The following is a 19453-nucleotide window of genomic DNA, read 5'->3' as shown; positions in this document are numbered from 1 at the left end:
CCGATGCGTGCACTGCTTTTAAGTGCGGCGCCTCCAAAGCCGGCCGTGGTCGAATGTTGTCCTTACTAGGCCTACCCGTTTTCCACACCGGGCCGCAAGTGCGTTCTGAGTCGAAATGTCCGAATTCTAGAGGTTGTTCGGGTGCCGATGCACAGCCTGAGGGCGTAGTGTTCGAGGGCGTCAATCGGCACGTCGAAGGCAGCGAGAGAGAGACGTCATGGACCGCGGGACAGTCGGCAGTGCGCATCGGGGCCGGCTTCTGGTCGAGGTGCGACAAGAGGGCACCAGTGCCGTCGTGACCCCGGCCGGTGAGTTGGATCACCATACGGCCGATCTGCTGCGCGAACCCCTGGATGAATGCCTCAGCAATGGACATTCCAGGCTGGTTATCGACTGCTCGCGCCTCGAATTCTGCGATTCGACGGGGTTGAACGTGCTGCTCGGGGCCCGCTTGAAGGCCGAGGCGGCCGGTGGTGGAGTGCACCTCGCGGGCATGCTTCCGGTGGTTGCCAGGGTGTTCGAGATCACCGGCGCGGAGGCCGTCTTCACGGTGCATGCGTCGCTCGGCGAGGCCCTCGAGCCGGACCCCTCGGGCGACTGACCGGAACCGGGCGACTGCGTACTGTGGTCGACTGCAGAAGTTACGCTCCAGTTGTCGCTGTGTGATCTAGGCGTTACCAGCGTCACAGGAGCTGTTCTGAACAAGTGGGTGTTTCCGGCGTTCCCTCGGGCAGGAGACCCCCCGAACGCGACTCCGACCCTGCGACCCCGATGACCCTCCGACCCCGATCCGCGACCCGGACTTCATGGCCGGGCAGTGGGCACTCGGACCCTGAACCCTGAATCCTGAAGCTGAATTGGTGAATCGGTGAGGTGAAGTGCTGATGAGCACCACCCGGCCTTACTCGCCGGGCGACCACGGCCCCGAGTCCGGTGAAGTACCGGTCGTCGCGGGTGCGCGGGTCCGCAGGCTGAGCCTCAGCGGCGCGAGCGGAATCGTGCCGCTCGCCCGCGACTTCACCCGCGAAGCGCTGCACGCCTGGGGATGGCTGCCGGCGGCGACCGCGGACCGTCGGGCCGCGGCGGAGGACGTGCTGCTCGTCGTCTCGGAACTCGTCACGAACGCGTGCCTGCACGCCGAGGGGCCCGACGAGATCATCCTGTACTTCGGCGACTCCCCGGCCAACAAGGTGCTGCGCATCGAGGTCACGGACCGCGGGGCGGGCCAGCCGGCGCCGCGCACCCCGCACCGGGCGGGACGGCCCGGCGGGCACGGCATGTTCATCGTCCAACGCCTCTGCCTGGACTGGGGAGTTGTCCGCACCCCGGGTGTCACGGGCAAGGTCGTGTGGGCGGAGGTCGGCGCCCCCGCGTAGCCCCATTTCGTGCGTCCTCAGGAGCACGTCGGATCGACTTCGATCCGGCGTGCTCTTTGTCTTCCCTCGGCAAGGTCCCCGGCGTACCTTGAGCCACCCAGATCTGATGAACCGTCAGTAACCTTCGGTTTGAAGGGACTTCGAGGTGACGTACCGGACGTACCAGAAACGAACCGCCGCGTTCGCGCTGAGCGCGGCCCTGGCGGGCTCGGCGGTGCTGATGGCCGCCCCCACCGCCTCGGCCACGGTGCAGAACGTGAACTACCAGTGCAAGACGCCGATCGGGAACAAGGGAGCCGTCTCCCCGATCGACATCAAGAGCGCCAAGAGCGGCAGCGGCTACAAGGTCACGATGTCCTTCCAGAAGGGCGTCTCGTCCAGCCCCGTCGAGCTCGGCAAGGGCGCCATGCACCCGAGCGCGGTGATCAAGGTGGGCGGCGCGGACAGCGGCCAGTTCACGGCGACCGGGCCGCCGAACGACAAGGCGATCCCCGCCAACACCCCGATCAAGATCAGTGACTTGACGGGTACGTACACGCCGAAGAAGAGCGGCAAGGTGAACTTCACCGCCGGCGTCCTCACCATCAAGGCGCTCGGCACGAACACCACGTGTACGCCGTCCAACAGTCCGAAGCCGTCGCTTGAGATGGACGTGAAGGCGGCTGCGGGTGGCGGCGGGGCCGCGGATTCGGGGTCGTCGGCGTCGGCGCCGTCCGGCGGCGGGGAGCTGCCGCAGACCGGGCCGGAGGATTCGGCGATCGCGCTCGGCACGCTTGGCGGGACGGTACTCCTGGCCGGAGCGGCGGGGGTGCTGTGGTTGACGCGGCGTCATCAGGCGGCGTCCCGTTAAGGGGGCGTGAGTAGCTGCGATGACGTTGCGCTCGTCGATGCGAGGTGGGGCCCCGCGGTGTTACGGCCGCGGGGCTCTGCCCCGGACCCCGCTGCTCAATCGCCGCAGGGGCTTGAGAGATCTGCTCAATCGCCGCAGGGGCTTGATTGTTGTTGCTGCGGCTCTCCTCCTGGGTGGCCTCTCGGGCCAGGTCGCCGCGGCTGGACCCAGCTGGACCGTCGCGCCATCCTCTGCCGGTGGTACCCGGCCCGCCGATGATGACGGGCGGGCGTACATCTACGCCGAGGGGACTCCGGGGTCTGTGCTGGAGGACAAGGTGGCGGTCGCGAATCCGGGGGACAAGCCGTTGAAGGTCTCCCTGCGGGGGGCCGACGCCGACAATAAGGGCGACGGTGCGCTGGATGTCCGTAAGAAGGCCACGGACACCGGGGCCTGGATCCGGTTCGCCGAGAAGACCGTGAAGATCCCGGCGCGCACCCGCGCCGAGGTCCCCTTCACGGTCTCCGTGCCCGCGGGCGCGACCCCCGGCGACCACCCGGGCGCCGTCGTGGCACGGGCGGGCGGGCGTGACGCCGGGGTCAGTGTCCATCTGCGGGTCAGCGGCCCCACGCTGTCCGCGCTCACGGTCGAGAACGTACGGGTGCACAAGGGCGCCATCGCCTACGACGTGGTGAACCGCGGCAACACGACGCTCTCGCCGCGCCTCGCGGTGAAGGCCGACGGGGTGCTCGGCGCCGCCCTCGACAGGAGCCGGGCCCTGCCGGTGCAGCTGCTGCCGGGCCGCAGGGTCAGCCTCACCGAACCGTGGAAGAACGCCCCGGCGCTCGACGCCGTCGACGTGAAGGTGACGGTCACCGCGGGAGGCGGCGCGGTGGACTCGGCCACGGCGAGCGCCCGGTTCGTGCCGTGGGCGGCGGTCGGCGGGATCCTCGCCGTGCTGGCGGGGGCGGGGTGCGCCGCCTACTGGTACCTGCGCCGCCGACGGCCCTCCTGGCCCGTACCGCCGCACCTGCTCCGACTGCTCCGCCGACAAGGGAACGTAAGGAGTGCGCCATGAACCGCCGCAGCTCGCGGCTGCTGACCGTCCTCGCCCTCGTGGCGGCCCTGCTCGCGGGCACCGCGCCCTGGGCGGCCGCCGCCTCCGCAGCCGCCGACAAGCCGTCCGTGACCCTCTCCAAGTCCCAGGCGGGGACCGGGGGTTCGATCACCGTGAAGGGTGCGGGCTGGCGGCCCGACACGCTGCTGATGATGCTGATCTGCGGGCAGTCCAGCCCGTCGCGCGGCGTCATCGGCGGCACCAACTCCTGCGCCAACTCCGAGGGCCGCGCGGTCACCACCGACACGAAGGGGGCGTTCAGCAAGTCGCTCCCGGTCGCCGAGCCGCCGAATCCGTGCCCGTGCGTCGTCCATGTCGCCACGGTGACCGGGCAGAAGGCGCAGGCGGACGCCGTGTTCCAGGTGGCCGGGCATCCGGTGAAGGCGCTGCCGAAGACGTCCGGCAGCGGACAGCTGTCCATGGTGGCCGACACCCGGCTCGACGGGTCCAGCGGCCTGCTGACCTGGTTCGGTGCCCCGCCGTCGCGGTCCTTCACGTTCACCGTGGGCAATGTCGGCTCGACCCCGGTCAAGAATCCCATCTTCCAAGTCGGCACCTCCCACGGTGTGTTCGCGCCGCAATGGGAGGACCAGCAGTGGCGCGGCACGATCAAGCCGGGGCAGAAGGCACAGGTCGAGCTGCCCGTCGAACTGTCGGCGGGCGCGCACGGCGACTATCTCGTCTCGCTCAAGTACGGCGGGAAGGTGCTGGCCGAACAGCCCTGGGGCGTGGGCCGCCCCTGGGGCGTCACCCTCTTCTGGATCCTGCTCTGCATCGTCGTGCCGGCCGCCGTCTTCCGGATCGGCATGGCCGTCGTGGACCGCGTACGACCGCGCGATCGCCGGTCGAGGTCCAGGGGGCCGCGGGCGTCCAACGGGGCGGGCGGGCGCACCGTACGGCTTCCGAAGGTGCGGCTCCCGCAGCAGAAGCCGAAGCGGCCCGCCTCCGGCGAGGCACCCGCGCCCACGACGAGCACGACACAGACCACGACCCTGCCCTGGTTCACCCCGGACACCGGTCCCACCGGTCCGGAGCGGCCCGAGGCCGGTCAGCTCTCCGCACCGCACGAGAACAGTCCGACGACGAAAGGAAATACGTGAGCACCCATCGGAGAGTGAGCGCGGCCGGTGTCGCCCTGATGCTCGGCGGGGCGGGCCTGCTGTTCGTGGCAGCTCCCGCGCAGGCCGCCGAGAGCTCGTACAAGACGGAGTGCATACCGCCCTCGATCTCCGGGCTCGACCCGGTGCAGGGCACCACCATCACGCAGATCACGGCGCCCGCCGAGGCGAAGGTCGGCGACACCATCGATGTGACCTGGAAGTTCATCCAGGGCGCGTCGAAGAACCCGGACGTCCTCGACCTCAGCGAGAACACCGTCCAGCCCACCGGCACGCTCAAGGCGGCCGGCGCGCAGACCGGTGACATCGCGATGGAGGGGCCGCGCGAGAACCCCGCGATCCCCAAGAACAGCCCGATGAAGCTGTCCACGATGAAGGGCAAGCTGAAGCTGGAGAAGCCGGGTGAGCTGAAGCTGACCCCGGACAAGTACAACATCAACGTCAGCAAGCCGATGTCGACGGACACCAAGTGCTCTCCGAAGGAGGCCGTGGATCCCGGCGCGGTCATCAAGGTCCTTGAGGGCGCCGGGAGTTCGGGCGGTTCGAGCGGCTCGGGTGGCGCCATCGGCGGTCTGCCGGGTGGCTCGACCGGCGGCTCGTCGGGCACCTCGACGGGTGGCTCGTCGAGTTCCGGTGGCGGCGACGCGGGCGGGTCCGGTGACTCGGGCGGCTCCTCCACAGGCGGCGGCGACAGCGGCAAGAGCGACTTCACCGGCAAGGAGGTCAGCGTCCCCTACGCCTGCAAGACGCCCATCGGCGACAAGAGCGCCACGTCTCCGGTGCAGATCAACGCCAAGAAGGACGGCGGGAACTTCGGCCTCACGGTGAAGTTCAAGAAGTCCGTGATGGACAGTCCGGCCGACATCCCGGCCGACTCGGTGAAGCCGTCGATGGCGGTCAAGCTGGGCGGCTCCGACAAGGGCACGGTCTCCGTCGAGGGCCCGACCAACAAGAAGCCCATCAAGTCCGGCGACCCGATGACGATTCCCGACCTGACCGGCACGTACAAGCCGGGCGCCGACGGCAAGTCGACGCTCTCGCCGGGCGTCCTCACGGTGAAGGCGCTGGGTACGACCACCACCTGCACGCCGAAGAGCGCTCCGGTCTCCCTGGAGCTCGACACGTCGAAGCAGGCGGGCGGCGCGGCAGGCGGCTCGGGTTCGGCGGGCGGCGCGGGTGACGCGGCGGCCGGCGGCTCCGCGGCAACCGGCGGCGGCCTCGCCGAAACCGGCTCCTCCAACGACGGCGCCCTCCGCGCCCTCGGCCTGGCGGCCGGCACGGTGATCCTCCTGGGCGGCGCGGTCTTCACGTTCCTGCCACGGGCACGCCGGGTGGTCCGCCGATAGCCCCATCGGACCCCGGCAATTCAAGCCTCTGCAGGGGGCACCTCCCAGCGGTAACTGGGGGAGATTGAGCAGCGGGGTCCGGGGCAGAGCCCCGAGGCCGGGCGCCGGGGGACCGCCCCGTGCGTCGGAGCACACACAGAAGGGGCCGGCCCGCACCGAAACGGTGCGGACCGGCCCCTTCACGTAGCCGAGCGGAGCGCTAGTGCACGCCCGCCATCAGCGGCTTGACCTTCCGGCGGAACATGAAGACCGCGACGCCCGCGAGGACGGCGAGCGCGCCCTGGGAGGCGAACCACCACTCGGTGTCGGTCGGCGCGCCGATCAGCTGGAGCAGGGCGATGACCGAGTCACCGGCGGTGACGGCGAGGAACCAGACACCCATCATCTGCGAGCCGTACTTCTCCGGCGCCAGCTTCGTGGTGAGGGAGAGGCCGACCGGGGAGAGCGTCAGCTCACCGATGGTCTGGATCAGGTAGACCGAGCACAGCCACAGCGGCGTGACCTTGGCGTCGCCGGAGGCCGCGGTCTGGGCGAGCATCATCACGAAGAAGGAGATACCGATCAGGAAGACGCCGTTGGCGAACTTCGAGATGGTGCTGGGCTCCTTGCCGCGCTTGTTGAGCCAGATCCACAGCCAGGCGGCGACCGGCGCGAGCGCCATGACGTACAGCGGGTTCAGGGACTGGAACCAGCTGGACGGGAATTCGAAGCCGAACAGCGTGTTGGTGGTGTCGTTCTGCGCGAACAGGGTCAGCGTGGAACCGGTCTGGTCGTAGATGCCCCAGAACACGGCGGCCACGACGAAGAACCAGATGTACGCGGAGACGCGGGACTGCTCGGTGTCGGACAGCTCGCGGTCGCGCTTCATCTTGACCAGGTACCAGATGGGCAGGACCAGGCCGAGGATGGTGAGCGGCCACAGCATCCAGTTCACGGTCAGCAGGCCACCGGCGCCGGCGGCGGCGTAGACCACGAGGGCGATGGCGGCCCAGATCGCGGACTTCTTCCACAGCACGCGCTTCTCGTCGTCGCTCATCGGCGACGGGACGACGGTGGACTCGTCCGACAGGTAGCGGAAGCCGAACAGGAAGCAGACCAGGCCGAGCGCCATGCCGACACCGGCCATCGCGAAGCCGAGGTGCCAGTTGACCTTCTGGCCGACCGTGCCGATCGTCAGCGGCGCGAAGAAGGCGCCGACGTTGATCGCGATGTAGAAGATCGAGAAGCCGCCGTCACGACGCGGGTCGTTCTTCTCCGGGTACAGGTGGCCGACCATCGTGGAGATGTTGGCCTTGAGCAGACCCGAACCGGCGGCGATCAGACCGAGGCCGAGGTAGAACGAACCGGCCCAGGGCAGCGCCAGCGTGAAGTGGCCGACCATGATGATGCCCGCGCCCACCGCGGTCGTCTTGCGCGGACCCCAGACGCGGTCGCCGAGCCAGCCGCCCGGCAGGGCGAGCAGGTACACAAGGGCGTTGTAGACGGAGTAGATCGCCGTCGCCGTGGCGATGTCGAGGCCGAGGCCACCGTCGATCACACCGGCCGACAGGTACAGCACGAGAAGCGCGCGCATCCCGTAGAAGCTGTAGCGCTCCCACATCTCCGTCAGAAACAGAAAGGCCAGGCCGCGAGGGTGGCCAAGGAAGGTCTTCTCACCGGCGCCGGGCGCGGTGGCTTCCTTCGTCAGGCTGGACGCCATGGGGGTTCCTTGCTCGCTCGGGACGCTGCACCTTCGTGGGGAGCGGGCGCCCGCGTGGGGGAGGCCGGCACCGAAACCCGCCGATGCGGCGGGCCCGAGATCCACACCCCGGCGCGCTTCCTTACACGCGGGGCCCGGCCACAGGTCATTCCTAAAAATGCTGACTGACGTCAGCTCACACAAGAAAGGGACCTTGGGTGCGCAGTGCGCTCCAAAGGTCCCCCTGTAGTGCATCAGGCGTTGAATCACCTTACGAACGACTCAGTGGTATATGGAAGGACTTGAGAGATGGATCACAGGCCTTCACGGAACCACCGGCGCTGTTTCAAAGGTCATCCCCACGATGGCACCCGGACACCGCAGGGCGCGAGCCCGGAGGCCAAAATTCCGTTAGGCACGGGAAGCCGCAGTGGCGGATCACCCTACGGGCGTCGTCCGCCGCGGACTACCATCACCTCATGACCCGTGTACTGCTCGCCGAGGACGACGCGTCCATCTCGGAGCCGCTGGCCCGCGCCCTGCGCCGCGAGGGTTACGAGGTGGAAGTGCGCGAGGACGGTCCGACCGCCCTCGACGCCGGACTGCAGGGAAGCATCGACCTCGTCGTGCTCGACCTCGGACTGCCGGGAATGGACGGCCTCGAGGTGGCCCGCAGAATGCGCGCCGAGGGGCACACGGTGCCGGTCCTGATCCTCACCGCCCGCGCGGACGAGGTGGACACGGTCGTCGGCCTCGACGCCGGCGCCGACGACTACGTGACCAAGCCCTTCCGCCTCGCCGAGCTGCTCGCCCGCGTCCGGGCCCTGCTCCGGCGCGGCGCCACCGAGCCCGTCCAGGCCCCGGCCACGCACGGCGTCCGGATCGACGTCGAGTCGCACCGCGCGTGGATGGGCGAGGAGGAACTCCAGCTCACCGCCAAGGAGTTCGACCTCCTGCGGGTCCTCGTACGGGACGCGGGCCGCGTGGTCACCCGCGACCAGCTGATGCGCGAGGTCTGGGACACGACGTGGTGGTCGTCGACCAAGACCCTCGACATGCACATCTCGTGGCTCCGCAAGAAGCTCGGCGACGACGCGGCGAACCCGCGCTACATCGCAACGGTCCGCGGCGTGGGCTTCAGGTTCGAGAAAAGCTGATCCGGATAAGCCCCTGCAGGGGGCACCTCCCAGCGGTAGCTGGGGGAGATTGAGCAGCGGGGTCCGGGGCGGAGCCCCGAGTCCCTAACCCCGGTGCCGCGCACCAATCCGGGACACTAAGAACATGCGCCGCCGCCTGATCAACTCCACCCTCGCCGTCGTCCTGGTCGTGATCGCCGTCTTCGGCGTCTCCCTGGTCATCGTGGAGACCCGAACCATCACCAACAGCGCCCAGGAACGCGTGGAGTCGGAGGCCGTCCGCCTCGCCTCCATCGTGGACAGCAGAATCCTCAGCGAGGAACAGATCACCGGCAGCATCCTCAAGGACCAGGTCGCAGGGGAGCGCTACGCCGAGATCGACATGCCCGGCCGCCAGCCGCTCACCATCGGCACGGAACCCGTAGGCGAGGTCATCTCCTACACGGCGACGGGCGAGCAGGGCGAGAAGGTCACCGTCGAGGAGGCCCGCTCGGCCGTCACCACGGAGGTCGGCCGCACGCTCCTGATCATCGCGGGCGTGGCCCTCCTCGCGATCGTCGCCGCCGTGCTGCTCGCCGTACGCCAGGCGAACCGCCTCGCGTCCCCGCTCACCGACCTCGCCTCAACGGCGGAACGCCTCGGGTCCGGCGACCCGCGCCCCCGCCACAAGCGCTACGGCGTCCCGGAGCTCGACCGCGTCGCCGACGTCCTCGACGGCTCGGCCGAGCGCATCGCCCGCATGCTGACGGCCGAGCGGCGCCTCGCGGCCGACGCCTCGCACCAGCTGCGTACGCCCCTCACGGCGCTCTCCATGCGCCTGGAGGAGATCACCATGACCGAGGACCTCGACGAGGTGAAGGAGGAGGCGACGATCGCGCTCGCGCAGGTCGAGCGGCTCACCGACGTCGTCGAGCGGCTGCTCACCAACTCCCGTGACCCGCGCACCGGATCCGCCGTCCCCTTCGACCTGGACGAGGTGATCAAGCAGCAGCTGGAGGAGTGGCGGCCCGCCTACCGCAGCGCCGGACGCGCGATCGTCTCCTCCGGCAAGCGCCACCTCACGGCGGTCGGCACCCCGGGCGCGGTGGCCCAGGTGCTCGCCGCGCTGATCGAGAACTCGCTGATGCACGGTGGCGGCACGGTCGCCCTGCGTACCCGCGTCACCGGCAGCCAGGCCATCGTCGAGGTCACGGACGAGGGCCCCGGGGTCCCGCCGGAGCTGGGCTCGCGGATCTTCGAGCGGACCATCAGTGGCCGGAATTCGACGGGCATCGGCCTCGCCGTCGCCCGCGACCTGGCGGAGGCCGACGGCGGCCGCCTCGAAATGCTCCAGACCACCCCGCCGGTCTTCGGCCTGTTCCTCTCCCGTACGCCACTGAAGAAGGCGTCGGGCGACGACGCGGACGAGGAACAAATGATCAGGTAGATCAGGTAGATCAGGTAGATCAGGTAGATCAGGTGGATCAGAGAGCGGTCACTGGATCAGGCAGCCGCGGTCACTTCACGCGCTGCACCGGCGGCGCGGGCGACTCGCCGAGGAACGATTCCGCGCTGGCCACGGCCTCCCTCGCGGGCAGCGCCTTGAACACCCACGTCCGGTACGACCAGAACCGGAACAGGGTCGCGAGCCCCATGCCGAGGAACTTGAAGATGTTGCTCTGCAACGAGCTGTTCCACCCGAACCCGTACGTCGCCGCGTACAGGACACCGTTCTCGATGATCAGGCCCGCCGCGCTGAACAGCAGGAACAGCGTGAGTTCCTTGGTCCGCCCGCTCTTGTCGCGGTCGCGGTACGTGAAGTAGCGGAATCCCACGTAGTTGAAGGCGATGGCGACGACCGTCGCGATCACGCTGGCCCGCACCACCTGGAGGTCGGTGCTGTGCCGCATGAGGTTGAAGACGGCGAAGTTCACGAGGACGCCCAGGGCGCCGACGACACCGAACTTCGCGACCTCACGGGCCACGCCCGCGAGCCGCTGTCGCAGTGCGCCGATGCGGCCGGTACGTCCGGTGATACCCATGTAGTCGCCTCAGCCCCCGTGGTTTCCTGATCTGGGCCGGTCCGTCCGGTCATGACCGACCCAGCCATGCTAACCGGGGCCCCTCCCGGACGTCGGGGGACGGTGACGATGGCCGTACCTCGCCCCTTCCTTGTCCTTTCCTACAGGACGAGGTGCGTACGAGATCCGGTCAAATGGCCGATACCCTGGACCGGTGACGTTCCCCGTAGTCGGCATGGTCGGCGGTGGACAGCTCGCTCGTATGACACACGAGGCAGGCATCCCGCTCGGCATCAGGTTCAAGCTCCTCAGTGACACCCCGCAGGATTCCGCGGCGCAGGTCGTCGGTGATGTCGTCGTCGGCGACTACCGCGACCTGGACACGCTGCGCGAGTTCGCGCGCGGCTGTGACGTGATCACCTTCGATCACGAGCACGTACCGACAGAGCACCTACGGGCCCTGGAGGCGGACGGCATCCCCGTCCGCCCGGGGCCCGACGCGCTGCTGTACGCCCAGGACAAGGGCGAGATGCGCGCGAAGCTCACGTCGCTCGACGTGCCGTGCCCGCGCCACCGCATCGTGCGGGACCCGGCCGATGTGGTCGCGTTCGCCGAGGAGGGCGAGGGTTTCCCCGTCATCCTCAAGACGGTGCGCGGCGGCTACGACGGCAAGGGCGTGTGGTTCGTACGCTCCGAGGCCGACGCCGCCGACCCGTTCAAGGCGGGCGTGCCGGTCCTCGCCGAGGAGAAGGTCGACTTCGTACGGGAGCTGGCGGCCAACGTCGTCCGTTCCCCGCACGGCCAGGCGGTCGCGTACCCGGTCGTCGAGTCCCAGCAGGTCGACGGCGTCTGCGACACGGTGATCGCGCCGGCCCCCGAGCTGGACGAGTCCCTCGCCGGCGAGGCGCAGGAGCTGGCGCTGCGCGTCGCGCAGGAGCTCGGCGTGGTCGGCCACCTCGCGGTCGAGCTCTTCGAGACCCGCGACGGCCGCATCCTGGTCAACGAACTCGCGATGCGCCCGCACAATTCCGGCCACTGGACGATGGACGGGGCGGTGACGTCCCAGTTCGCGAACCACGTGCGCGCCGTCCTCGACCTGCCGCTCGGCGACCCGCGCCCGCGCGCGACATGGACGGTCATGTGCAACGTCCTGGGCGGCGACTACCCGGACATGTACAGCGCGTATCTGCACTGCATGGCCCGCGACCCGCAGCTCAAGATCCACATGTACGGCAAGGACGTGAAGCCCGGCCGCAAGGTCGGTCACGTCAACACCTACGGCGACGACCTCGACGCCGTCCTCGACCGCGCCCGGCACGCAGCCGGCTACCTGAGGGGCACGATCACCGAATGAGCAGCACGACCCGCACGTCCCCCGTCGTCGGCATCGTCATGGGCTCGGACTCCGACTGGCCCGTCATGGAGGCCGCGGCGAAGGCCCTCGACGAGTTCGAGATCCCCTACGAGGTCGACGTCGTCTCCGCGCACCGGATGCCGCACGAGATGATCTCGTACGGGGAGCAGGCCGCCGAGCGCGGCCTCAAGGCGATCGTCGCGGGCGCGGGCGGCGCGGCCCACCTGCCCGGCATGCTGGCGTCGGTGACGCCGCTGCCGGTGATCGGCGTGCCGGTCCCGCTGAAGTACCTCGACGGCATGGACTCCCTGCTGTCCATCGTGCAGATGCCGGCGGGCGTCCCCGTCGCCACGGTCTCGGTCGGCGGCGCGCGCAACGCGGGCCTGCTCGCGGCCCGCATCCTCGCCGCCCACGACGAGGAACTCCTCGGCCGCATGCGGGACTTCCAGCAGGAGCTGAACGACCAGGCGACCGAGAAGGGCAAGCGGCTGCGGGCCAAGGTCGAGGGCTCGGGCACGGGCTTCGGCTTCGGGAAGTGAGCGCGCGCATGAGTACCCCTCTTGAGGAAGCCCGCTCGCTGCTCGCCGAGTTCCCGGTCGTCGACGGGCACAACGACCTGCCGTGGGCGCTGCGCGAGCAGGTCACGTACGACATCGACGCGCGCGACATCGCCACCGACCAGAGCGCCCATCTCCACACGGACCTGGGCAGGTTGAAGGCCGGCGGCGTCGGCGCGCAGTTCTGGTCGGTGTACGTCCGTACGGACCTGTCGGGCGACGCGGCGGTCAGCGCCACGCTCGAACAGATCGACTGCGTCGACCAGTTGATCGCCCGGTACGCGGGTGAGTTGCGCGAGGCGCGGACCGCGGCCGACATGGAAGCGGCGCGGAAGGAGGGCCGCATCGCCTCGCTCAAGGGCGCCGAGGGCGGCCATTCCATCAACAACTCCCTTGCCACGCTACGGGCGTTGTACGCGCTGGGCGTCCGCTACATGACACTCACGCACAACGACAACATCGCGTGGGCGGACTCGGCGACGGACGAGCCCGGTGTCGGCGGCCTCTCGGCCTTCGGCCGCGAGGTGGTCCGCGAGATGAACCGCGAGGGCATGCTGGTCGACCTCTCGCACGTCGCGGCGACGACGATGCGCGCGGCGCTGGACGTGTCCGAGGCACCCGTGATCTTCTCCCACTCCTCGTCGCGGGCGGTGTGCGACCACCCCCGCAACATCCCTGACGACGTGCTGGAGCGGTTGGCGGGGAACGGGGGAGTGGCCATGGCCACCTTCGTCCCGAAGTTCGTATTGCAGGCGGCCGTCGACTGGACCGCGGCCGCGGACGACAACCTCCGCTCCCACGGCTTCCACCACCTGGACACGTCCCCGGAGGCGATGAAGCTGCACCGCGCCTTCGAGGAGGCGCGCCCGCGGCCGGTGGCCACGGTCTCCACGGTGGCGGACCACCTCGACCACATGCGCGAAGTGGCCGGCGTCGACCACATCGGCATCGGCGGCGACTACGACGGCACGGCGTTCACACCGGACGGCCTCGACGACGTCTCCGGCTACCCGAACCTCATCGCGGAACTGGTCGACCGCGGCTGGTCCCGCGACGACCTCTCCAAGCTGACGTGGCGCAACGCGGTGCGGGTGCTCGGCGACGCGGAATCGGTGGCGTCCGACCTCCGGTCCCGCAGGGGCCCGTCGAACGCGACGCTGTCGCAGCTGGACGGGTAGCGGGCGGCTCGGACCGGGTGGGGTGGTTGCGGTGCCCCCGGCTCGCTCGGCTTGCCTCGCCCACCTCCCACCACCCGCCCCCTCCGGGGGCTGCGGTTGGGCGCTTCCCGGCGCTGATTCGCTCTGCCTGCGCCGGGGTTGAGCCCTGGGGCTACGCCCCCAGCCCCAGCCCCAGCCCCGCCGCCCCTGCCTCGGACGAGCAGCCACCGGCATGGTTCAGCCCCAGTCCATGGCGTCGACTGCCGCCCCGCATCGGGTAGTCCGCCGCCGGACGTGACTTCCCCACCCGAGACGGCAGGGCCTGCCACGCCTTGGGCAATCTGCCTTTCCCAAGCTTTCCGACCGGCTCCGGCAGGTGCGACCCCATCGGACGGCAGGGTGGGCACGTCCGCCCCCGGCGCCCCGCGCCCATCGCCTCCGGCGCCGTCCCGCAACGCTTCGAACCCCGCCGCCGCGACGCGTCCGGCGCCGGGGCCCGTTGGGCCGCCGCCCCGCCTATCTCCCACCCACCCCCTCCGCGGGGTGGTGCAGCGGATCGTGCGGATGGCGTGGGGTGCTGTCCCCGGCAAAGCTCGGGGCCCCGGTGCCGCGCACGAGTACGCAGGGCGGGACCCCGGCTCCCCGGACCAGAGACCCCCGGCCCCCCGCCCAACCACACCCCCGCCCACCCGAACGGCACCGCTCACCGAGACCCCACTCGCACCCCGTGCAACGGTGGTCCGAACGACTGTCCCACCGACGTCCGGAGCCCTGCCATGGCAGACCTACAGGACGAACTCACCGCCCCCGCCGAGGCAGGCGACCTGGAAGCCGCGAGGCCCGCCACCGCCGACCTCGCAAGACCCACGCCCGCAGGCCATGTCCCGGCCGACGCGGGCAACGCGCCCCCCACACCGGCGGACCCCACACCCGCAGGCCACGCCCCGGCCGACGCGGGCAACACGGGCAACGCCCCAACCCCCGCCGATCCCACACCGGCGGCCCCGACCCCCGCGGACCCCACCCCACCCCACGACCTCCTCACCCGCCACCCCGTGGCCGACGGATACTGCGGTCTCCCGCAGGTCCTGCGGACTCTGCCCTGGTACGACCTGGAGCTGGGCGAGAGTGCCGTGGAGGCCGATCTGCCGAGGTTGCGCGCAGGCGGCACCGGCGCGCAGCTGTGGGCACCCCACGTAGCCCCGGACGCCCCGGTCGCCACGACGCTGGAGCAGATCGACCTGATCACCAACGTCGTCGCCCGCCACCCGGAGGACCTCCGCCTCTCCCGCTCCGCCTCGGACACCGCCGACGCCCGCGCCCACGGCCGTATCGCCGTCCTCATCGGCCCGGCCCCGGCCATGGCGGCGGCGGACTCGCTCGGCACGCTGCGCTCCCTGCACGCCCTCGGCCTGCGCGCCCTCACGCTGAGCGGCACGTCATGGGCGTCGGACGCCGGCCTGACCCGGTTCGGCGAAGAGGTCGTACGGGAGATGAACCGGCTCGGCATGCTCATCGACCTCACCGGCGCCTCGGCCGCGACCGCCGCCCGCGTCCTCGCCGTCTCCAAGGCCCCGGTCGCCCTGACCCGCTCCGGCGCCCACGCCCTGAACCACCACCCCGACAACGCCCCGGACGACCTCCTTGCCGCACTCGGCGAGGGCGGGGGACTGTGCCTGGTGCCGTGCTCCGCGGACCGTACGGGCCCCGCCCTGCGCGACGTGGCCGACCACGTCGACCACGTGCGGCGCCTCGCGGGCCCCGAGGCGGTCGGCCTGTCGGGGACGTACGACACCGGGGAGGCGCGCCCCGAGGACCTCACCGACGTCGCCGGCTACCCGGCCCTGATCGCGGAACTCCAGGACCGCGGCTGGACCGACGCCGACCTCGCCCTGCTCACCTGGGGCAACGCCCAACGGGTGCTGCGCAGCACGGAGTTCGTCTCCCGCGCCGCGCAACACCGCCGCGGCCCGTCGACCGCCACCCACGAACCCTGACGCGCCAGCCGGCCTCCGGCCGGATCAAGCAGAACGGATGCCCCGCCGGATCCGCGTACACCCGGAAGTCACGCGCGCCGCCCTCGTCGTCAGATGCGTCCCGCGAGGCTCAGCAGGCGCAGAGGCAGAACGGGTGCCCCGCGGGGTCCGCGTAAACCCGCCAGCTGCGGTCGCGGTCCTCCGCGTCGAGCACCGTGGCGCCCAGCGCGAGGATCTCCTTCTCGGCCGCGTCCAGGTCCTCCGCGGTCAGGTCGAGGTGGTACTGCTGCGACGCGTCCGGCGCGGGCCAGGAGGGCGCCACGTACCCGGGCGCCTGCTGGAACGCGAGGCGGTGGCCGCCCGGCGCCGCAACGTCGACCCAGCCCTCTTCGTCCCCGGTGATGCTGCCGCCGAGCACGGCGGCGTAGAACTCCGCCAGCTCACGCGGCCGCGGACAGTCCAGGACGACGACTCCGAGTTGTGCGATGGGCATGATGCCTCCTCGTGTTACCCCTATACGGGGCCAACCGGTAACTTCGGCGTTACTGGATAATCCCGCATTGCGGGTAACGTCGCAACCATGAATGCCCGCCCGACCGCGCCCGGCGGCCTCGCCCTGATCGAGGCCCTGGTGAACACGCTGCTCGACATCGCGACGGGCGAGGACGCGCTGGACCGGGCCGAGGTGCGCGAGCGCTTCGGCATCGCGGCGGACGGGCTGGACGAGGCGCGCGAACTGCGCGAGTCGCTGCGCGCGGCCTGCCTGGCCCACGCGGGCCACCCGCCGCACCGCACCGTGGCCCCGCTGGGCGAGCTGCTCGCGCGGGCGCCGCTGCGGGTGGCGGTCGACGAGCGGGACGGCGCGGCGAGCCTGGTCCCGGTGCGCGGCGGCTCCCTGGCCGGACGCGTGGCGGCCGCCATCGCCGAGGCGCGCGGCGACGGCACCTGGGCGCGGCTCAAGGCCTGCGAGGCGGCCGACTGCCACTGGGCGTATTACGACCGGAGCCCCGCGGGCCGCGGTCGCTGGTGCGACATGGCGGTCTGCGGGGCCCGGGCGAAGATGCGGCGCTACCGCGCCAAGTAGAGCCTCGGAACGGGGTCTACGCGGACGGACGTCCCATCGCCCGGTACGTCCACCCGGCCGCCCGCCACAGCGCACTGTCCAGCGCGTTGCGCCCGTCCAGGACCACCGGGCTCGTGGCGACCTTGGCGAGATCCGCCGGGTCGAGCTCGCGGAACTCGCGCCACTCGGTGAGGTGCAGCACGATGTCCGCCCCGCGCACCGCATCGAGGGCCGAGTCCGCGTAGCCGAGCGTCGGGAAGACGCGGCGCGCGTTGTCCATGCCCTTCGGGTCGTAGACCGTGACCTGGCCGCCCTGGAGGTGGATCTGCCCGGCGACGTTGAGGGCGGGGGAGTCCCGTACGTCGTCGGAGTCGGGCTTGAACGTGGCGCCGAGGACGGCGACCCGCTTGCCCAGGAACGCCCCGCCGCCGAGCGCCTCGCGCGCCATCTCGACCATCGCGCCGCGCCGCCGCATGTTGATGGAGTCGATCTCGCGGAGGAACGTCAGGGCCTGGTCGGCGCCCAGCTCTCCGGCGCGCGCCATGAACGCGCGGATGTCCTTGGGCAGGCAGCCGCCGCCGAAGCCGATACCGGCCCGCAGGAACTTGTGCCCGATCCGCTCGTCGTAGCCGATCGCCTCGGCGAGCTTCGCGACATCGCCGCCACCCGCCTCGCAGACCTCGGCCATGGCGTTGATGAAGGAGATCTTGGTGGCGAGGAAGGAGTTCGCCGACGTCTTCACCAGCTCGGCGGTCGGGTAGTCCGTCACGATGAACGGGGTGCCCTCGGCGAGCGGCTTCGCGTACACCTCGCGCAGCAGGTTCTCGGCCCTGTCGCTGTTCACGCCGACCACGATCCGGTCCGGGTGCAGCGTGTCGTTCACGGCGAAGCCCTCGCGCAGGAACTCCGGGTTCCACGCCAACTCCGCGTGCTGCGGCAGCAGTTCGGTGAGGCGGACCGCCGAGCCGACCGGCACGGTCGACTTGCCGACGACGAGCGCGCCCTCCTTCAGGTGCGGGGCGAGCGAGGAGAAGGCGGCGTCGACGTAGCTCATGTCACAGGCGTACTCGCCGTGCTTCTGCGGCGTGTTCACGCACACGAAGTGCACATCGCCGAACTCGCCGGCCTCGGCGAAGTCCATCGTGAAGCGCAGCCGCCCGCTCGAACCCTCGAACCCCGAGACGTGCCGGCGCAGGAGATCCTCCAGGCCGGGCTCGTACATCGGGACCTCGCCCCGCGTGAGCATGTCGATCTTCTCGGGCACGACGTCCAGGCCGAGCACCTCGAAGCCGAGTTCGGCCATGGCTGCGGCGTGTGTCGCGCCGAGGTAGCCGGTGCCGATCACGGTGATCTTGAGGGCCATATCGGGGGGCTCCAGAGGTGTGGGTGCTTCAGGGCGCTGCCGAGCATAGCCGTGGCGTGTGGAGGCGCCTCACCGGGCAACTTTCCGTTTGTCGCGTAGCTCACGTATCCGTGGTGTGCGCCGAGACCTAAAATTCGAGTTACTTAACGGTAATTAGCATCGACATCTGCACCAGTAAAAGCGTGGCTTGGAGCGTGAGAGACCTTGGCCGGATCGGCTGACTTCGACCTGTACCGCCCGTCCGAGGAGCACGACATGCTCCGCGACACGATCCGTGCGCTGGCCGAGGCGAAGATCGCCCCGTTCGCCGCCGCGGTGGACGAGGAGGCGCGCTTCCCGCGCGAGGCGCTCGACGCGCTGACCGCATCGGACCTGCACGCGGTGCACGTCCCCGAGGAGTACGGCGGCGCGGGCGCCGACGCGCTCGCCACGGTCATCGTGATCGAGGAGGTGGCGCGCGTCTGCTGCTCGTCCTCCCTCATCCCCGCCGTGAACAAGCTCGGCTCCCTCCCCGTGATCCTCTCCGGCTCCGAGGAGCTGAAGAAGAAGTACCTGGGCCCGCTGGCCAAGGGCGACGGCATGTTCTCGTACTGCCTGAGCGAGCCGGACGCCGGTTCGGACGCGGCGGGCATGAAGACCCGCGCCGTGCGCGACGGCGACTCCTGGGTCCTCAACGGCGTGAAGCGCTGGATCACCAACGCCGGTGAGTCCGAGTACTACACGGTGATGGCCGTCACCGACCCGGAGAAGCGCTCGAAGGGCATCTCCGCCTTCGTCGTGGAGAAGAGCGACGAGGGCGTCTCCTTCGGCGCCCCGGAGAAGAAGCTCGGCATCAAGGGCTCGCCGACCCGCGAGGTCTACCTCGACAACGTGCGGATCCCCGCCGACCGCATGATCGGCGCCGAGGGCACCGGCTTCGCCACGGCGATGAAGACCCTCGACCACACCCGCATCACGATCGCCGCCCAGGCGCTGGGCGTGGCCCAGGGCGCCCTCGACTACGCCAAGGGCTACGTCCAGGAGCGCAAGCAGTTCGGCAAGCCGATCGGCGACTTCCAGGGCGTCCAGTTCATGCTCGCGGACATGGCCATGAAGATCGAGGCCGCCCGCCAGCTGACCTACGCGGCCGCCGCCAAGTCGGAGCGCGGCGACAAGGACCTGACGTTCCAGGGCGCCGCCGCCAAGTGCTTCGCCTCGGACGTCGCCATGGAGGTCACCACGGACGCCGTCCAGCTGCTCGGCGGCTACGGCTACACCCGCGACTACCCGGTCGAGCGCATGATGCGCGACGCCAAGATCACCCAGATCTACGAGGGCACGAACCAGGTGCAGCGCGTCGTCATGGCGAGGAACCTTCCGTAACACCGCTCACGCCGAGGCCCC

18 protein-coding genes are annotated in these 19453 nt (G+C 70.4%); 14 read left to right on the top strand and 4 right to left on the bottom strand.

The genetic code is table 11. The annotated features are described in order from the left end of the window. Positions 1–217 precede the first annotated feature (217 nt). The 6 genes from OG746_RS01675 (at position 218) to OG746_RS01650 (ending at position 5786) form a co-directional block, all read left to right on the top strand. A complete protein-coding gene (locus OG746_RS01675) occupies positions 218–601 on the top strand; it encodes an STAS domain-containing protein (RefSeq protein ID WP_266710977.1) in 384 nt (127 codons plus the stop codon). 283 nt (positions 602–884) lie between these two features. After that, positions 885–1376 carry an ATP-binding protein gene (locus OG746_RS01670; protein WP_266710976.1) on the top strand — a complete coding sequence of 164 codons (492 nt, stop codon included), beginning with the start codon at positions 885–887 and terminating at the stop codon, positions 1374–1376. A 145-nt stretch (positions 1377–1521) separates the two neighbouring features. Then, on the top strand, positions 1522–2226 hold the full coding sequence (locus tag OG746_RS01665) for an LPXTG cell wall anchor domain-containing protein (protein WP_266710975.1): 705 nt from the start codon (positions 1522–1524) through the stop codon (positions 2224–2226). Between the two features lie 301 nt (positions 2227–2527). Further along, the gene (locus OG746_RS01660; protein WP_266710974.1) at positions 2528–3283 is read left to right on the top strand and encodes a hypothetical protein; all 756 of its coding nucleotides are present in this window, start codon (positions 2528–2530) and stop codon (positions 3281–3283) included. Further along, positions 3280–4422 carry a hypothetical protein gene (locus OG746_RS01655; protein ID WP_266710973.1) on the top strand — a complete coding sequence of 381 codons (1143 nt, stop codon included), beginning with the start codon at positions 3280–3282 and terminating at the stop codon, positions 4420–4422. The genes OG746_RS01660 and OG746_RS01655 overlap by 4 nt, the downstream gene beginning before the upstream one ends. A gap of 38 nt (positions 4423–4460) precedes the next feature. Continuing rightward, entirely contained in the window at positions 4461–5786 is a 1326-nt protein-coding gene (locus tag OG746_RS01650; RefSeq protein ID WP_266718650.1) for a hypothetical protein, read from the top strand. Between the two features lie 199 nt (positions 5787–5985). Here the strand turns inward: OG746_RS01650 and OG746_RS01645 are convergent, their stop codons facing one another. Continuing rightward, positions 5986–7485, bottom strand: a complete 1500-nt coding sequence (locus OG746_RS01645) for a peptide MFS transporter (RefSeq protein ID WP_266710972.1) — start codon at positions 7483–7485, stop codon at positions 5986–5988. 458 nt (positions 7486–7943) lie between these two features. On the opposite strand from OG746_RS01645, the gene OG746_RS01640 reads away from it, so the two are divergent. Beyond that, positions 7944–8621 carry a response regulator transcription factor gene (locus tag OG746_RS01640; protein ID WP_266710971.1) on the top strand — a complete coding sequence of 226 codons (678 nt, stop codon included), beginning with the start codon at positions 7944–7946 and terminating at the stop codon, positions 8619–8621. Positions 8622–8745: 124 nt separating this feature from the next. Then, entirely contained in the window at positions 8746–10026 is a 1281-nt protein-coding gene (locus OG746_RS01635; protein WP_266710970.1) for a sensor histidine kinase, read from the top strand. Between the two features lie 70 nt (positions 10027–10096). Here the strand turns inward: OG746_RS01635 and OG746_RS01630 are convergent, their stop codons facing one another. Beyond that, positions 10097–10621: a GtrA family protein gene (locus tag OG746_RS01630; protein ID WP_266710968.1), complete on the bottom strand. Its 525-nt coding sequence runs from the start codon at positions 10619–10621 to the stop codon at positions 10097–10099. A gap of 130 nt (positions 10622–10751) precedes the next feature. On the opposite strand from OG746_RS01630, the gene OG746_RS01625 reads away from it, so the two are divergent. From OG746_RS01625 to OG746_RS01610, 4 genes are all read left to right on the top strand, one after another. Beyond that, entirely contained in the window at positions 10752–11954 is a 1203-nt protein-coding gene (locus OG746_RS01625; protein WP_524540361.1) for a 5-(carboxyamino)imidazole ribonucleotide synthase, read from the top strand. Next, positions 11951–12493, top strand: a complete 543-nt coding sequence (gene purE / locus OG746_RS01620) for a 5-(carboxyamino)imidazole ribonucleotide mutase (RefSeq protein ID WP_266710966.1) — start codon at positions 11951–11953, stop codon at positions 12491–12493. The genes OG746_RS01625 and purE overlap by 4 nt, the downstream gene beginning before the upstream one ends. A gap of 8 nt (positions 12494–12501) precedes the next feature. After that, the gene (locus OG746_RS01615; RefSeq protein ID WP_266710964.1) at positions 12502–13689 is read left to right on the top strand and encodes a dipeptidase; all 1188 of its coding nucleotides are present in this window, start codon (positions 12502–12504) and stop codon (positions 13687–13689) included. A 755-nt stretch (positions 13690–14444) separates the two neighbouring features. Beyond that, positions 14445–15665, top strand: coding sequence for a dipeptidase (locus OG746_RS01610; protein ID WP_266710962.1), 1221 nt, complete (start codon positions 14445–14447; stop codon positions 15663–15665). Between the two features lie 109 nt (positions 15666–15774). Here OG746_RS01610 and OG746_RS01605 read toward each other — a convergent pair whose 3' ends face one another. Then, positions 15775–16137, bottom strand: coding sequence for a VOC family protein (locus OG746_RS01605; protein WP_266710961.1), 363 nt, complete (start codon positions 16135–16137; stop codon positions 15775–15777). An 87-nt stretch (positions 16138–16224) separates the two neighbouring features. On the opposite strand from OG746_RS01605, the gene OG746_RS01600 reads away from it, so the two are divergent. Next, positions 16225–16728 (top strand): CGNR zinc finger domain-containing protein, encoded by a 504-nt coding sequence (locus tag OG746_RS01600; protein WP_266710960.1) that lies wholly within the window; start codon positions 16225–16227, stop codon positions 16726–16728. Between the two features lie 16 nt (positions 16729–16744). On the opposite strand, the gene OG746_RS01595 is transcribed toward OG746_RS01600, so the two are convergent. Further along, positions 16745–18070 (bottom strand): UDP-glucose dehydrogenase family protein, encoded by a 1326-nt coding sequence (locus OG746_RS01595; RefSeq protein ID WP_266710959.1) that lies wholly within the window; start codon positions 18068–18070, stop codon positions 16745–16747. 204 nt (positions 18071–18274) lie between these two features. Between OG746_RS01595 and OG746_RS01590 the strand changes: the two genes are divergently transcribed. Further along, entirely contained in the window at positions 18275–19432 is a 1158-nt protein-coding gene (locus OG746_RS01590; RefSeq protein WP_266710958.1) for an acyl-CoA dehydrogenase, read from the top strand. Positions 19433–19453 lie beyond the last annotated feature (21 nt).

The organism is Streptomyces sp. NBC_01016 (genome assembly GCF_026341035.1).
Classification (GTDB): domain Bacteria; phylum Actinomycetota; class Actinomycetes; order Streptomycetales; family Streptomycetaceae; genus Streptomyces.
The sequence above is the reverse complement of the archived record's forward strand: the minus strand, read 5'-3'. Positions and strand labels throughout refer to the sequence as shown.

Excerpts from the sequence above, each read along its gene's own strand:
- OG746_RS01610 (WP_266710962.1), top strand. The coding sequence starts at position 14,445 with ATGGCAGACCTACAGGACGAACTCACCGCCCCCGCCGAGGCAGGCGAC.
- OG746_RS01600 (WP_266710960.1), top strand. The coding sequence starts at position 16,225 with ATGAATGCCCGCCCGACCGCGCCCGGCGGCCTCGCCCTGATCGAGGCC.
- OG746_RS01595 (WP_266710959.1), bottom strand. The coding sequence starts at position 18,070 with ATGGCCCTCAAGATCACCGTGATCGGCACCGGCTACCTCGGCGCGACA.
- OG746_RS01650 (WP_266718650.1), top strand. The coding sequence starts at position 4,461 with ATGCTCGGCGGGGCGGGCCTGCTGTTCGTGGCAGCTCCCGCGCAGGCC.
- OG746_RS01645 (WP_266710972.1), bottom strand. The coding sequence starts at position 7,485 with ATGGCGTCCAGCCTGACGAAGGAAGCCACCGCGCCCGGCGCCGGTGAG.
- OG746_RS01635 (WP_266710970.1), top strand. The coding sequence starts at position 8,746 with ATGCGCCGCCGCCTGATCAACTCCACCCTCGCCGTCGTCCTGGTCGTG.
- purE (WP_266710966.1), top strand. The coding sequence starts at position 11,951 with ATGAGCAGCACGACCCGCACGTCCCCCGTCGTCGGCATCGTCATGGGC.
- OG746_RS01630 (WP_266710968.1), bottom strand. The coding sequence starts at position 10,621 with ATGGGTATCACCGGACGTACCGGCCGCATCGGCGCACTGCGACAGCGG.
- OG746_RS01675 (WP_266710977.1), top strand. The coding sequence starts at position 218 with ATGGACCGCGGGACAGTCGGCAGTGCGCATCGGGGCCGGCTTCTGGTC.
- OG746_RS01605 (WP_266710961.1), bottom strand. The coding sequence starts at position 16,137 with ATGCCCATCGCACAACTCGGAGTCGTCGTCCTGGACTGTCCGCGGCCG.
- OG746_RS01655 (WP_266710973.1), top strand. The coding sequence starts at position 3,280 with ATGAACCGCCGCAGCTCGCGGCTGCTGACCGTCCTCGCCCTCGTGGCG.
- OG746_RS01670 (WP_266710976.1), top strand. The coding sequence starts at position 885 with ATGAGCACCACCCGGCCTTACTCGCCGGGCGACCACGGCCCCGAGTCC.
- OG746_RS01640 (WP_266710971.1), top strand. The coding sequence starts at position 7,944 with ATGACCCGTGTACTGCTCGCCGAGGACGACGCGTCCATCTCGGAGCCG.
- OG746_RS01615 (WP_266710964.1), top strand. The coding sequence starts at position 12,502 with ATGAGTACCCCTCTTGAGGAAGCCCGCTCGCTGCTCGCCGAGTTCCCG.